This window comes from Phormidium sp. FACHB-592, from assembly GCF_014695795.1.
GTDB lineage: Bacteria > Cyanobacteriota > Cyanobacteriia > Leptolyngbyales > Leptolyngbyaceae > Stenomitos.
Map to the genome: position 1 here is coordinate 1 of NZ_JACJOZ010000107.1, position 15,420 is coordinate 15,420.

Consider the following 15,420-nt stretch of genomic DNA (forward strand, 5'->3'; position numbering starts at 1 on the left):
TGCCTAGTAGCTGAATACCGCGTTGATTGACATAGTAAGGGCGACCAACCGCATCCAAAACTCCAATGCCCACTGGAACTGCTTCTAGAAACTGAGCGATCTGGCTTTCGCTACCACGAAGCTTTGAGTAGAGTTTGGCATTCTCAATCGCAATTGCCGCTTGAGTCGAGAGTAAATTCAAGAGTTGTGCTCGCTCTGGTGTAAATGCCCCAGTTGCTAGTTGATTCTCTAAATACAGCACACCGACAAGCTTGCTTTGATTCAGTAGTGGCAAACACAAAACTGATTTAGCTTCATGGCGTTGAAGATAGGGATCATTGATAAACTTGCCTTCGCGAGTTGCATCATTTAAGATGACTGGCTCATGAGTCCGGATGACATACTGGACAATGGGTTCAGATAAGCGATTTGTCATTGGGGTCGATTGCAGTACTTGCGTAGCGCAAACGCTTTTCCCATCACGAAGTTCGCAAGCTGCCTCAATCGTCCACTCATCTACATTTTCTAAGAGCAGATAGCCGGTTTGTGCGCCAGCATTTTCAATTAGAATCTGCATTAAAGAATGAAGCAACTTTTCTAATTCAATTTCACTCGAAATTGCTTGGGATGCCTTCATTACCGTCGCTAAATCAAGAGCAATATGTGAGGTATTTGAGGTGGTTCCAGTCGTGGTGCGAACTGATGTAGAAACTATATTGGACGCTTGAGGAAATAGTTGTGGATAACGATCTTCCAAATCTTTGACTTTAGCAGTTGCGCCCCAGCGATCGTAGCAATAGTGTGCTTCTTTCATGTAGGTCTGAGCAATCTTTTCCCGACCTCGCGCTAGATAATGTTTAGCCGCTAATTCATACGCGAGTGCTTCTTCCTGGATATACTCATTTTCAGCAGCACCTGCGATCGCCCGTTCATAAAACTCTTCAGCCTCAAGAAATTGCCCTAAAACTCGCGCTTTCTCTGCCTCGATTAAATGGTATTTATGCAAAAAATTCATGGGGGCGTGGCATGCCCATTTCTGCATCTTCTCCTGATTGGCATTAACGCGATTCAACCAGGATGCTTTTTCAGAGTTTGCAGCATTTGCCAACACGCTCAGAACGATTAGGGAGTCATAGAAACGAAATACAGCAACAGACATTAATCCTGTGGCTGTGTTTAAATACGGTTCTACCAAAGTAGCCGTTTTTGCAGCTTGCTCATACTCTCCGAACAGGTAGCATAAAATCAGCTTATTTAAGTAAAACAAGAGAAAGCCAGTTCCATCCTTTGCCGCGATCGTCCATGACAGTGCTTGCTCTTCGTCGTAGAGACCACCCACTAAGCGACTTGGGGTTTCAGATTGACCTCGCAGGTTCAGGATCGTTTGTTGCAACATTGCCAGCCAGGTGGCAGGAGTCTCTCGTCTAATTTGATGGGTGGCTTTCCGATAGATCGCGGTTTGTTGTTCCAGTTCTGTCAGTTCTTGTCCTGCATAAAAGGGATAATAACATAGGCCAATTGCAGAATAACCCGCAAATTCAAACTCTCCACTTTCTATACCGCTTTGCCAAGCTTCAGCAAAGCCAGGGAACGTTTCTTTAAGGTGGTCTTTCCAGAGAATGATATGGAAACTCACCATCATCAATGCTTTGCAATTACCTCTCTTGTTATTTGATTGTTTCGCTAAATTTAAGGATAATTTGCCAAATTGATAGCCCAGTTCAAAGTCTTGTTCAACGCCACATAGGATCATGCCATAGCCAACATAACCAAGTAGCGACCAGATCGCGTTTCCATGGGCGATCGATAAATTTACTATCTTGCATATAATCAGCACCATCAGAGCGGGTGTCGAAATAAAAGCCGGAGTATATATGCCTGCTAAAATGTAGACTGCTGCCAGTGGCACAGGTGCAGTCATCTCTGGCAAATCAATCAAATCTTCGATTTCCCGCCCAGCCAATCGTGAAGCGGTTTCCTCTAATCCTGCTTGAACATCTAATTGACTTGGAGCTTCCACTAAACGAATTCCCAAGCGTTGCAGCACTTCCAAGCCAGTTTTCAGGGCTTCTTTAGGGTCTCCCTGCGACAGCCATGCTTGAATCCTGCTATCGTAAACTTTCACGGTATCGAGCACCGTCTTTGCACAGTTAAGCACTGCTTCTGCAAGCCGCTCCATTTCGTCAAAGTGACCACTGAGGTAGGCTGCCTCTGCTGCCTCTGAATGCAACACCAAAGTTAGGTCATACTCACGCTGCCAACTTTCCCTATCAAGCAGTTTAAGCCCTGTAGTGAAATACTTAAAAGCTGCTTCATAAGCCGTTGCTGCCTTTGCTTTCCGACCGGCCCTTAAGTTCAATCTGGCAAGTTCAGTTCGTTCTGGTTGAGCCGTGACTAGCTCAAGTCCTTGATTGAGATGATCGATGATTTCAAACAACCGCTCGAATCGTTGCTCTGGTGAAGTTTTTTCGAGCAAATTGCGACCGATTTGGAGATGAACCACCTGTTTTTGCGATTCATCAATCAAAGCATAAGCCGCTTGCTGCACGCGGTCGTGCAGAAACTTATACTCTTGAACCAACAAATCTTCGTCCAATTCAGACAACGGTTGAATTAAGCCCGCTTGTATTACTGCTAGTAGATCCTGGAAAATTGCTTTCGGTGATTTTTCGCAAATGATGGCTAACGTCTCTAAAGCAAATTCAGCCCCGACACAAGCCGCGATGCAGAGAGTTTGCTGTGTTGCTGCCGACAATTTCTGCAACTGACGCAGCAGCAACTCCACCACATTAGCGGTGATAGCTTGAGCTTCAATCTCTGCCAGGTTCCACTGCCAACTCAACTGTTGGGCCTCAAAGGTCAACAGATTTTCGCCATACAGCAGCTTCAAAAATTCACCCACAAAGAAAGGGTTGCCCTCGGTTTTACGCAACACGACTTGGGCTAGAGAACGAACGATGTCAGGATTGCAATGTAAGGTCTCAGCCACCAGTTGAGTCAACGGTTCCAGGGTTAAGGGGGTCAGGATAATTTCCTGAAGTACTGCTCCCCCTTTTCGCAGGCGCTCTAGCGTTAAGACCAACGGATGCGCTGGCGTCAGTTCGTGATCGCGGTAGGCTCCGATCAAAAACAGATACTGGCTTTGCTTATCCAGTAAGATGAGTTCGATTAACTTCAACGTCGCAGCATCGATCCACTGTAGATCGTCTAAGAAAATGACCAGGGGATGCTCTTTGGCACAAAACGCCCGCACAAATCTTTGAAACGTGAGATTGAAGCGATTCTGTGCCTCAGTTGCTCCAACTTCGGGTATAGGCGACTGTTTGCCAATGATGAACTCAACTTCGGGGATGACATCAATGATGATTTGTCCGTTGCTGCCCAGAGCCGTGAGCAGGCGCGATCGCCACACTTCCACCTGCTCCTCCGGTTCGCTCAAGAGTTGCTGCACTAACTTTTGCAGGGCATGCACAATGGCGCTGTAGGGAATGTTGCGCCCAAATTGGTCAAATTTGCCAGAGCTAAAATAGCCGTGCTTTGCGGTGATCGGTTTATGAAGTTCCTGCACCAATGCCGTTTTGCCGATGCCAGCATAACCGGAGACTAGCATCATTTCACGCTGCGGTGGTAGGGTAATGTCTTCTACTCCCCCACTTCCCCATGCCCCGACGCCCTCCCTCCCTGCCACTCTGTCGAACGCCGCCCATAAGGCTGCAATCTTCGCTTCTCGCCCATACAGTTTTTGAGGAATGCGGAACTGTTCAGAAACATCTTGCAGTCCCAATGGCATCGGTGCAATTAAACCCACTGCTGCCAGTTGCTGCGCACAGCGTTCTAAATCTGCTTTGATGCCCCAAGCACTTTGATAGCGATCCTCCGCATTCTTTGCCATCAGTTTCAAAATCAGATCTGAAACAGGTTGGGGAATCGTGGCGTTCAATGCATGCGGGGGAATCGGCGGTCTGGCAATGTGACAGTGAACTAGTTCCAGGAGATCACTGGTGGGAAATGGCAATTGTCCCGTCAACAGTTCGTAGAAGGTTGCACCCAGTGAGTAGAAATCAGTGCGATAGTCGAGCAGCCGGTTCATGCGTCCGGTTTGCTCGGGCGACAAATAGGCGGGGGTTCCTTCTAGAAGATGGAGACTTTTGAAGGTGGGATTGGTGCGACTGAAGCGAGTGGCAATGCCAAAATCAATGATTTTGACCACGCCAGTCCTCGGATTAAAGACAATGTTGCCAGGATTAAGATTTTTGTGGATGACATGAGCCGCATGGATTTTGCCGAGAGTATCCGTAAGGGCGATCGCCAGAGGCAAAAAAACTGACAGCGGCATGGGACAGAAGTCTAATTGTTGCCGCCTCCAGCCTTCTAAAGACTCGCCACCAAAGTCTTCCAAAAGCATCACCAGCGTGCGCTGGTAGTCTTGCTGGCTGTAGGCCTTGACGACGCCTTCAAGGTTGAGAAAACGAGTAATTTCATACTCCTGCCGATAACGAGTTAATTCCTGAGGCGAGGGATAATCCTGCTTGAGCACTTTGGCAATCACAGCACAGTTATCTTGCTCTCTGATGCCCCGATACACTAAAGAGGCTAAGCTCTCATAGATTTTGCTGTGGATCGTAATTCCAGGCAGGGTAATCATTGAATGCTCCCTCGATAAAGGACTGTCAGCCGTTTCCCAAAGTATATCGCTTGCCAAACTCCAGCATCTAAAGCTCCTTGTGTCGATCTTTATAGCTTGTGTGACTGAGCAAAAGATTTTGCGCAATTTGCAAATAGGTAGCACAAGCTTACAACGTTCGAACCTGCGCGCGTTGCAGGGTTTTATTCACTTCCAATTGCTGTTCCTTAAAGGCAGTTGGATGTCAACTTATCAAAAGCTAGAACGCTAGACTGGAGCTGCTCTGACTCGTTGCGCAACTCATTTGCAAATCGCGCTATATTTTCTGCTCATTTACATGGTGTGATTAACGCTGAAGTTTAACAACAAAGGCCACAAGGTAGACGACAAACGAAATAATTAAAACCTATGGCTTACAATCAATTTAGCCTCCAAAGGGCGGTGAAAGACTAGGTGCTGCCCGTTACCCTCAGCAACCTGTGACTCGAAACATTAGGACGCAACCGCCCGTAGGTGATCGCGGTAGACAACGAAAAAGCTCAGTTTGAAGGTATTATTCGGCTGCAGCAACCAAGTCGGGATGATCTGCCAGACGACCATCTTCCATGTATACAATACGATCGGCAATGTCTAAAATGCGGTTGTCATGAGTCACCAGTAAGATGGTACAACCTTGTTCTGCTGCTAGTTTCTGCATTAGTTCCACCACATCACGCCCCGACTTTTTATCCAGCGCGGCAGTGGGTTCATCAGCCAGGACAAGCTTGGGACGACTGACTAGGGCACGGGCAATCGCCACTCGCTGCTTTTGTCCACCCGATAAGCTATCTGGGTAATAATCCACTCGCTGTCCTAAACCAACGATTTCTAAAAGCTCGGTTGAGAGCGCGTCCATATCTTGATCAAGATATTGCTCGTGTAATTCCAAGGCCATCCGCACGTTTTGTTTAGCCGTGAGAAAGGTCACCAGATTGTGTGCCTGAAAGATGTAGCCGATGTTGCAACGCAGTTTAGTGAGTTGCTGTTTGGTTGCGTCATTGAGTTCCTGTCCCAAAATTTTGAGACTGCCCTCTTGAGCTGATCGTAGTCCACCCATCAAAGTCAGCAGCGTCGTTTTGCCAGAACCAGAGGGACCAGTCATGATAATGATTTCGCCTGCATAAATGTCCAGATTGATGTCATATAATGCCTGCTTCCGCAGGTCTCCTTCACCAAAATAATGGTTCAGGTGTTGAGCCAAAATGACAGGTTGTTCCAATAATTGCTTAGAAGTAGTGACAGAGGGTTGTAATCGCATTGATAGCACTCCATTGTCTTAAAACACATCGGCAGGATCAGCAGCTTGCAGTTTCCGCAAGGCAACGCCACCCGATACAGTACACATGACGATTGTCAAGGCGAGTACCATCGCGGCGCGGCTCACGGTCATGCTGATCGGTAACAGCGTGGCGGATCGGGCGACAAAGTACAGTCCAGTGGACAGCACCAAGCCTGGTAAAAAGCCCAATACAGCTAGAATGAGCGCCTCCTGCACCAACACACCCACCAGGTAATGATCCGAGTAGCCCATCGCTTTCAAGGTGGCGTATTCGGACAAGTGATCGGAGACATCGGAGTAAAGGATTTGATACACAATCACGAGACCAACGACAAAGCCAATAATGGTGCCGAAGCCAAAAATGAAGCCGATCGGACTGCCGTTTGACCAGTAATTCTTCTCGCGTGTGGTTAACTCATCAAGCGTTAACACCAGCACATCTTTAGATAAGCGCGATTGCAAGGCTGCTTGCACTTGTTGAATGTCTGTCTTCGCTCTGAGCTTGAGTAACCCGATGTCAATTTCGTGAGCTTTACGCTCGGGAAAGAGCCGGAGAAAGGTGGAATCACTGGTAATCAGGTTGCCATCAGCCGCGAAGGAGGCGCCGAGGGTAAAGGTGCCGACGACCTGAGTCGATCGATGATTGATCTGTACAGGCAGCGATGGCGTTTGTTGAAGCTGTTGCGGTACGTTGCCAAAAAAGTTCTCTCGCCCTGCCTTGTCATATAGCACCCGATTCAGCAGTTTGAGTTTGGGCAACTGTTGATTCACTTCTGGTAATGAGAACGCCACTTGATTCGGATTACTGCCAAAGGTGAGAATGGTGTAGCTCAACCGCGTTTGGGAGTTGCGCCATTGCCCGCGCCCAATGTACAGCGAGTTGATTGATTCCACGCCATGCACTCCTGCCGCTTGGTACAACCGCTCTCTAGGGAAACTTTCCACCACTTGCAGGTTTTCAAACCCGGAGCTGATGATAAACAAGTCGGCTTGTAGCGGTGCATAGGGACTTGCCGCCGAGTCGTAGAGCGCATCTTTAAGACCCATCTGTACAAACATCAAGACGTCTGCGAAAGCGATGCCAGCGAGGGCAACCGCCAGTCGAGTTTTCTCGCGTTTAACTTGCAACCAAGCCAGGGGAGTTTTGCGAAAAAAGTGGCGAAGCATTGGTTATTCCTTAGCGATGTCGTAATGTGATGTCTGCAGTCGCAGCAGCTACGCAGCGCGTGCTTCACACCATGCTGCTGATCGAATCCAGCAAGCTTCTAGCTGTCTCATTTCCTCTTCCAACTGGATGAGACGCTGCTGAGACTCAAACCGAAAGACGTCTACGGATGCCACTGACAAGTAGCCGTCTAGAAACTGAATGGTGTGCGATTGTCAGCATTGAGCCGGATTAAGCACCACTGGAGGTTCTGAATTAAACAGTGTTTGGTTGAATTAGTGCCAAAACGGCAGAATGTGTTTGAACCAAACAAGACTCGTACTTGTTGCTGCAAATTGGAAACTTCCTGATCATCACTTGCAAAGGAACGAGTGCAAGCTAGCTTCTAATCCAGTTGTGCTGCTGCTTCTAGTTGACGCTGTCGCATGAGTAGAAATAGTGGCAGACCAACCGCTACACCTAACAGCGCACCGACAAAATAGACCCATAAATATCTCATCTTGAGTCGTGTACCTTCCGCAGCAATAAACATGAGAACAACTAACACAGAGACAATCACATCAATACCAAAGAAACTGGAGATCTGGTTGGCGAAGAGTTGCTCAACAAACAGCTTGACATCGAGACCATGCTCAATCAGAAACGGGATAAATTGGGCGTATTGCAGCCCTGTACCCAGAAGGAACAACGTCAAATAAATCGTTTGCAGCATGATGATTGCTCCTGAGAATGAGATGCGTGAACTGTGATTGCTTTGGGCAACCGTTGCATTGTCCAAAACGGCGGTAGGTTGACTGAGTCTTCCTTGAATCGCATCACTTCAAAGCCATGTTTTTGATCAAACTGGACTGCTCAAAGGCCCGCTCTAAAGTGTCTATAGCGCCATTCAACTGAGATTGTGTCAACCGAATCACTTCTACTGGCATATGCGTTCCCTTGATTAGCATCCCGTCTCTTCAGAGCCGCCGCTTAAAGTTGCGATCACTCAATAGAACCAATACGGCAAGTCATCGACTACTTCTTGAGCCAGTTCAAACCAAGACACAAAGTCAATTTTTGTGAGTGCGGTCATGAGGCGAGCTTGCTCTTTCGTGTGTTCGGCTCCACAGGTCCAAGTCAATTTGAGTGTAGCTATCACCAACACTAACCAGGGCGTAACTTTGTGTCGAGCCAGCCGAAACCAAAGATGGAATCTCCTATGCCACTTCATCACACCACCTTACGGTTGCATTGCCGCTTGTACTTGTAAGTTCGTTAACCCAGCGACCCGCTTGCTATCGGTGGGGTTGAGTCGAATCCTAACTTTTACCACGCGCTGATCCAGGTTTTCGCCCGGTTGATTGCTGTTCACTTCCTGCTTACTCACCTGCAAGCCAACTTCCCGTACGGTTCCCCGCAGTTCTCCAGCAAAGGATTCGCCTGTGACGCTCGCCACCTGACCTCGCCACACGTTGCCGATGTCGCTCTGATACACTTCCGCGACGACTTCCATCTGATCTGTCTGTCCCAGTGCCACAATGCCGTTGTCGCCCGCAGCCTCACCGGGCTTGGCATAGATTTCCAAAATTTGTCCGGTGCTTGGCGCGCGAATGAATGCATGCTTTAGCTCTACTGCGGCTCGTTTGGCAGCGGCGATCGCCTGGTTCACTTCTGCCTGCGCCGTTAGGACATCCGTTGGGCGCACCTCTGCTACTTGGCGGAGCGTGGCTTGGGCGGCGCGGATCTGCGCTTGCAGCGAATCTGCTAGCAAAGTTTGGTTTGACTGAGTTTCCGTTAGTTGTGCCTGAGCCGTTTCTAATGTCAATCGTTTCTGGTCGAACTGTGAGGCAGCAATGGCTCCTTGCTGCTGGAGAAACTGATAGCGATCGTATTCAGCCTGGGCGTTTCTTACTTCCGATCGCCGCCGGGTAATTTCAGCTTGTTTAGTGGCAATTTCACCCTGCAATTCTGATTGAAAGCGCACAACTTGCACTTGTTGGGCGGCAATTTCACCCGCTTTGGCTCCGGCTCGTACCTGTGCCAGTTTAGCTTGAGCCACGCTGACCTGCTCCTGCGCTTCTAGAAGTATCTTTTGTAAGCGCTCGCGCGCATCCATCACCGCCATCACTTGACCGGCTTTCACCCGATCGCCCCGCTTCACCAGCAGTTGAGCAATGCGGTCGTTATGCAAGGCGGCAGGCACAGAGACGTTGACCACCTCTTGTGCTGGCTCCAACCGTCCTAATGCGGTGATGGTTTGAGCGCTTGTGGTTTGAGTCGGTTCTGGTGTGGTGGCTTGGTGGAATTGCTTCATATTGTAGTAAGCGATGCTCCCTGTCAGTAGCACTCCGCCTACCATTAGACCCAGCCTCCAGCGATGATTCGGTTGGCCCAGTTGTTGCCTATTCACGATCATTTACTCCTGTTCTAAGCCTTTGTTGTAAGGCTGTGATTAAACGAGGTGATCACTGCTGTCAGTAGCATGGTGGTTCCCGCAACAACAAACATCAGCGTCAAATTGATATCCATGAGAAAGCCTGAAATGGCTTGAGAGAAGGGGTCAAGTGCCACTGAGGTAAAGGTCAACAAGCCCATCATTCGCCCTTGCATGGCAGAGCCTGTTTGCTCTTGCAGCCAGGCGATGGCAATCACCCCCACAAAGCCACCGCCTAAACCCATCAGTACAATGAGGCTATAGGCCATCCATTGCTGTTGTACAAAGCCCAGTCCAGCGGTGCCCATGCCCAGCCCGTATGTCAGCAGCACCAAAGACAATCCAGGATTTTTCACTGACTTGATCTGACTGCTCGCCAGCACGCCCACGAATGCTCCTACCCCAAACGCGGCTTGCAGGTAGCCGTAGGTTGTAGCACTGCCGCCAAACCGGAGTTCGACCAGTTTCGCCACACCAACGACTAACGGACCTAAGGTCGCTAGATTTAGCATCGCGACGAGCACAAGGCTAAGCCGAATGGCTGCATGATTCCAGGCATAATGTACGCCTTCGACGATTTCACTCCATAGCTGTTGAACAGAGAGCACGGTCGCTGCTTGCTGCTGTCCCGGTTGATGAAGCAAGGAGAGAAAGAAGCCACCCAAGGCAAAGAGAATCGTGTTGAGCGTGAAGGCGATCGGTAAACCCAGTGTCCCAATGACAATGCCCGCTGCTGCTGGACCAATCACGTTAGTAATCTGCTCACCGCCCTGCATCAGTGCATTGGCTTTGATCAATAGTGATTTATCAATTAGTTGTGGCAACACCGATAACGTTGCTGGGTACAGAAAAGCATCGGCAATGCCAAACACTCCGGCAATGATGATGAGATAGCTAAGCTGAAAGATCTTGCACCACAGGAGAATTGCAACGCTGCCCACCAAAAGCGTGTTGATGGCAGCAGCAACTGTTGCAATGCGACCGGGCGGCAGGCGATCGCTAATAGCTCCGCCTACCAGGGTCAGCAGGGCGCGAGGGACGGCAGCAGCCAGGAGAACCGTTCCGATCGCGACTCCCGAGCCAGTTTTTTGTAACACCATCCAGGTTAAGGCGACGAGCCAGAACTGGGCGGCACAGAGAATGAGCGTTTGTCCAAGCCAGAGCAGGCGAAAATTTGCATCGTGTAATAGCGATCGTCCCACTAGATTGCTCCTGTCATTAATTCATTGGTTCAGTCATCGTTTGGCAGGTAGTAAAGCCTGTGACAAGGACAATGAGAGGCAAAAATGCAGGTCAAACTGGCTAGATGACCCTGCAAAGCATCAGCCTTAAACAAACCGGCTAGAACAAAGCGTTCACGTTAGCTGGACACTCGCGTCATCGCTAACAACCTTTCCACCACTTGAGCGCGACGCGGTTCCTCGGGTGCGCCCAGTTGGAACACTTCCGAAAACCACAAGCCATCGATCGCCAACTGAATAATGGTTGCTTGGGTTGGGTCAAGTCCATCAGTTTCGAGCCGTTGCCGACAGCGCTGTTCATACGCCTCAGCAAACTGCAGTAGCTCCGGCGGCATCTCTACAATCAGCGATGTCAAACGGGCAATCAATGCCAATGATTGTTTGCTCATCCGCAACGTCGAGCGAATATACGCCCTGACCCACTGTCCTGGCGTTCCCGGTGCATCATCCTGGTCAAACTCCGCTTGTAGCGCTGCTTCAAAATCTTGAATTAGCTGCTCACCTAACCCGACTACTAAGGCATTCTTGCTGGGGAAGTGGTAGAGCAAGCCGCCTTTACTGACTCCAGCTTGATGTGCCACGGCATCGAGCGTCAGTGCCTCCACACCTTTGTCGAGAATGACTTGAGCAGCAGCACGCAGCAGAGTGCTATGGGTGAGCGACCGCGCTTGTGACTTTTTGATCGGAACCACAGGAACACCAGCAGTAATTTTCTAAAACCGTCTAGACGGTACACCAACAGTTTTACTATACTGTCTGGACGGTTTTTCGGTCAAGGGAGCCCACGATCTTTTTGGAGAAACTCGGTAGAAACAGGCGCAGAGTGAGGCAGCGCCTGCTTTCTAAAGCACTGCTAATGAGTTCTAGCTTTGCGATCACGCGGTTACAAGCTCTACTCAGCCTTCTATAAAACGACTCGGTAGCCATCCAGGTCTGCAAAGGTGACTCCATCTTTGTCCCCATAGGGATGGCGAGAGTTTACAGGTTCATATAGCAGTCGAAGAGAACGCGAGGACAGACATAAACCTTGAAACTTCCTTTGAGCCAGGGCTTCGGTTTATCCTTCATTCTTTTGCTATAGCCGAGCGCTTTCACCTGGTCAACAGTCCGCTGCCACTCTTATTGATTCAGAGGGTAGAAAAACAATCAGCTTAGCTTGAGTTAGAGCGCGACCCAAGCTGATTCAGCGGCAACGATTCCAATAAGTGGCGTAGGTACTTTGGCAACGCCACTAATACCTCTCAACCGTCCACTTTATCGACTTGCTGTACATCTGCCCACAGAACCCATCTCAAAAAACATCGATTACCATGCTGCTCCGTAACTTCTGCACCTAACTGCTCGTAAAAGCGAAGCCCACGGGTATTTCGAGCATCAGCGTTCCAAGCAAGATGAGTACAGTCATTTTCCTTGGCAATTTGAGCTAATTGAGCCATTAAGGCTGCTCCTGCACCCTGACTTCTTATCTTGTCATCCACGTACAGATCATCAAGCCAAAGGCTCGGCTGACCTGCAAAGGATGAGTACCTGAAGCCATATAAAGCAAAGCCGACCTCATGCCCTGAAAACTCTGCAAACAAAATGTAAGAAAAGGGCCTTGCTCCGAAAAGTGTCCTGCGTATTTTGTCTTCGGATACTTGCAGCACACCAGAGAAGGCACCGATGTTGCGGTCAAATTCTGATTTCTTCTGGATGAATGAGACAATCAGAGATACATCATCAGGAGTGGCAGCTCGAACTTTCATGGCTCAACTGAACTTTCATGCTCAACTTGCGATCGCTTCAGAATTTACCAATGTTTAAGTCACCAGACCTGTAGGGACAGCGACAGTATACTAAGTTCCGGTCGAAGAGGCTTATTGGCTGATTGTCCTCAGCACAAGGCGAAGTTGCGGGGCTGATTGCAAACAAATGCTCTCTGTGTGCTGAAAGGAAAATACTGGGAGCGATGCGGCGATGCAATAGAACCTCTAAGTCGTCTGCGAAAAGGACCTCTGAAACCTTTAAGAGATGACTCAGCGTATCGAGTCTGGAACTGAAAATACTTTGTAGGGCTATGATTTTCTGATTGCCATACAATTTCTAAGCATACATTTATAATGCCTAACGTTCGCGCTCACCGGATGCAGATAATCTTTGCTACTTAGTCAACTAAATACGGGCGTTCCGGTGCAGCGCAGTTATTATGTGCCTTCAATATTCTCACTTGACGCGAACTTAGCAAATACTTCTGCTTCTGTCATGTTTAAGGTTTGATTGGCAAATTCATAGTAACCAGGTTTCACGTCTATAAAGATTTGCTCCTTAAACTCAAACTCAATTTCATTTTGAAAAAGACCTGCTGGGACAAAATATTTATTGGTAGCCAACAATCTGTAGAACAGATGCGTACCGCATTCACCACAGAACGCTCTCTCAGCCCATTCTGAGGACTTGTACACTTTCAGTTTGTCAACGCCGTCTATTTGCACCTCTGAGCCACAAGCTACACCTAATGCTGGTCCGCCTCCCCATCGCCGACACATCCCGCAATGACAAGCATCTATGTTCTTTTTGTCTGGCGTTCGGACAGTGATTGCACCGCAAAGACACTTGCCATCCATACCGATCTCCTCGAGCTTCAATGTTTACCGTCTAATCTTGGGGCAGACCTTGAGCGTGACCCATATGAGCATGGTGCTCAATGCTGACCTTGTTTTGAACGCAGACACACCTTTTGACCGCTCGAAAGACTTTGGCTACCTGTTCCGGTGGGCAGCAGCACTGTCATTGACAGAAGTAATGAGTCAAGCGATCGTGGCAGCAGGACTGACGACAGAACCTTAACACACGCCAAACTACCTTCTTCTCTCTGACGTTCCGTCAGCATGTTTTCATACACGCCACAAAGGACAGAACGGCATGGTAACGCATAGGTTGGTTAACGGTCAAATAGACTGGAAGGGCAAAACAAAGGCAGCAGCAGAGGCAACGCGGAACAAGCACCTCGACCGACTATTTGCCGACTCAAACTGGGAACCGATCGTCATTCCGTTTCCACAAGGTATTATGATCGGCTTCCTGAACTGGGCAGGAAACTGGGAATCGTACACCTATTGGCACCACCAGACTCCGGCACAGCGGCGTTGGCACGGTTGCACGATTCATAACGAGCGTGACAAAAAAGCTGTCCTCATTCACCTCCATCGTCATGTCGCCGCCCTAGTGCGGGACGCAGAAGGCAGCGAAGTGGGACTGACCTATGTCTGGCATGAAGACCACGACGGCAAAGAAGACTACCTGCAAATGGACGCATGGCACGCCGCTTACAAAGCTGCCAGAGCCGCAGGGAAAGGAGACGAAGCAGCGCGAGACCTTGCAAACGAGGCACGAATTGAGTTTGCTAACCGCCCTGAACGTGAACCAGTACGATCGCTTGCAACTGCTTTGCTCGTACTGGAGACGGGCAATCCTGTACCTGTTTCCAAGCACCTGTGGCGACAGTGCCGGGAGCACGAGACACTACAGTACGAAGGGCTGTTTCTCGTCTTACGGGAAGAACAGGTCATGCGGTGCAACAACCCACAGGAAAAGCCGCAGGAACAGCCGCAAGCAGCTAAAGAGCTAGCCTGGATTAGCAAGACGCTTCTGACAGGCTACATGGACGAATCAAAGCGGTATTGCTTACTCCGCCTACAGCCAGGTGAGCAGGTGCTCAACCCGCTCATAGGTTTGAAGTAGCCCGATCGCTCATTGAAGGTCTTACCGCACGTTTGACGTGTGCGGCGTGAATAAGACGGCTGGAACCAAGCTTAACCGAGACTCCCTTCCCTACTCCCTCCCCTTCTACTGACAATAGCTAAGGGCAAATTTTGCTCGTCACCACTATGAACAAAAAAACCGCTCAAAAACTGCTTCACCGACACTTACAAGCAGTGCTCAACGAGAATACGGCTCAAACGGTGTCTCCTTTCAGCGCTGTCTTCATACAGTTTGTGCTCAGTGAAGGCACCGCTCGACAGTCCATGAACAACCTGTGCTACGACATAACAGCGCTGCTGGGGCAAGTAGCAATTCACTTAGGACACGTTGACCTGAACGTTCAAAATGAGCTAACGATTAAAGCGATCGTGCAGCGCTCAGTGGACATGCTTGAGCTTGAGCACATGCAAGACATTAAAGCGGCGGATACCCTGGCTATAGCCTTGGTAGACCAACTCAGTAGTTGGGGTGACGCAGGAGCAAGCGGTGCTCTTGCTCAACGTTTTGGTGAGGCGTTAACCGTCGTGGCTCAGACCCTCAACTGTGTGAACAACCACGCAGAGTGGAAAGAGCCACCACCGTCGCTACTGGCAGCCTGTGAACAAGCCATTAAGCACCCTGAGTCAGACTGGCAAGTCAAAGTCATGCGGGCACTCAGCGACGACACATGGGGCAAACAACTTCAGGAACTCGCTAGCAAAGTACTTGCTCCAGAGCACCGCGAGCAGTGCTGGCGCAGCTTAGAGACAGCGGTACAGTCCTACAAACTCCAAAAGTGTTCGCAGTGCTATGCACAAGGCTCAGTCCGGTACTCCTGTGGTGAGTATGCCGGACGCTACTGCGACAGGCATTGGGAAACTGCTGGCTTTAGACCAGCAGACGATCGGTTGGACTACCTGGACGCCGGGGAATATGCCACTGAAGAGGAGGCGTATTAGC

Annotated in this window: 13 protein-coding genes; 3 read left to right on the forward strand and 10 right to left on the reverse strand. The window is 49.4% G+C overall.

Annotated elements, in window-relative coordinates; all coding sequences use genetic code 11:
• The 10 genes from H6F86_RS30800 to H6F86_RS30840 all read right to left on the reverse strand — a co-directional run.
• The coding region (locus tag H6F86_RS30800) for an AAA family ATPase (RefSeq protein ID WP_190455432.1) at window positions 1-4,624 on the reverse strand (4,624 nt) is incomplete at its 3' end.
• Window positions 4,625-5,156: 532 nt separating this feature from the next.
• Entirely contained in the window at window positions 5,157-5,900 is a 744-nt protein-coding gene (locus H6F86_RS30805; RefSeq protein ID WP_190455435.1) for a DevA family ABC transporter ATP-binding protein, read from the reverse strand.
• An 18-nt stretch (window positions 5,901-5,918) separates the two neighbouring features.
• Window positions 5,919-7,088, reverse strand: a complete 1,170-nt coding sequence (gene devC, locus H6F86_RS30810; protein WP_190455439.1) for an ABC transporter permease DevC — start codon at window positions 7,086-7,088, stop codon at window positions 5,919-5,921.
• 383 nt (window positions 7,089-7,471) lie between these two features.
• Window positions 7,472-7,798, reverse strand: coding sequence for a DUF2834 domain-containing protein (locus H6F86_RS30815; protein WP_190455443.1), 327 nt, complete (start codon window positions 7,796-7,798; stop codon window positions 7,472-7,474).
• A 273-nt stretch (window positions 7,799-8,071) separates the two neighbouring features.
• Entirely contained in the window at window positions 8,072-8,206 is a 135-nt protein-coding gene (locus H6F86_RS33040) for a hypothetical protein (RefSeq protein ID WP_277881735.1), read from the reverse strand.
• A 99-nt stretch (window positions 8,207-8,305) separates the two neighbouring features.
• Window positions 8,306-9,475 carry an HlyD family efflux transporter periplasmic adaptor subunit gene (locus tag H6F86_RS30820; protein ID WP_347241456.1) on the reverse strand — a complete coding sequence of 390 codons (1,170 nt, stop codon included), beginning with the start codon at window positions 9,473-9,475 and terminating at the stop codon, window positions 8,306-8,308.
• A gap of 17 nt (window positions 9,476-9,492) precedes the next feature.
• On the reverse strand, window positions 9,493-10,701 hold the full coding sequence (locus H6F86_RS30825; protein ID WP_190455449.1) for an MFS transporter: 1,209 nt from the start codon (window positions 10,699-10,701) through the stop codon (window positions 9,493-9,495).
• Window positions 10,702-10,859: 158 nt separating this feature from the next.
• On the reverse strand, window positions 10,860-11,432 hold the full coding sequence (locus H6F86_RS30830) for a TetR family transcriptional regulator (RefSeq protein ID WP_190455452.1): 573 nt from the start codon (window positions 11,430-11,432) through the stop codon (window positions 10,860-10,862).
• Window positions 11,433-11,981: 549 nt separating this feature from the next.
• The gene (locus H6F86_RS30835; RefSeq protein WP_190455455.1) at window positions 11,982-12,485 is read right to left on the reverse strand and encodes a GNAT family N-acetyltransferase; all 504 of its coding nucleotides are present in this window, start codon (window positions 12,483-12,485) and stop codon (window positions 11,982-11,984) included.
• Window positions 12,486-12,923: 438 nt separating this feature from the next.
• Window positions 12,924-13,343 (reverse strand): GFA family protein, encoded by a 420-nt coding sequence (locus H6F86_RS30840; RefSeq protein ID WP_190455459.1) that lies wholly within the window; start codon window positions 13,341-13,343, stop codon window positions 12,924-12,926.
• A 64-nt stretch (window positions 13,344-13,407) separates the two neighbouring features.
• Here H6F86_RS30840 and H6F86_RS30845 point away from each other — a divergent pair, with 64 nt between their 5' ends.
• From H6F86_RS30845 to H6F86_RS30855, 3 genes are all read left to right on the forward strand, one after another.
• Window positions 13,408-13,566, forward strand: a complete 159-nt coding sequence (locus tag H6F86_RS30845) for a hypothetical protein (RefSeq protein WP_206756128.1) — start codon at window positions 13,408-13,410, stop codon at window positions 13,564-13,566.
• A gap of 75 nt (window positions 13,567-13,641) precedes the next feature.
• Entirely contained in the window at window positions 13,642-14,460 is an 819-nt protein-coding gene (locus H6F86_RS30850; RefSeq protein WP_190455463.1) for a hypothetical protein, read from the forward strand.
• A gap of 146 nt (window positions 14,461-14,606) precedes the next feature.
• Window positions 14,607-15,419: a hypothetical protein gene (locus tag H6F86_RS30855; RefSeq protein WP_190455466.1), complete on the forward strand. Its 813-nt coding sequence runs from the start codon at window positions 14,607-14,609 to the stop codon at window positions 15,417-15,419.
• Window position 15,420 lies beyond the last annotated feature (1 nt).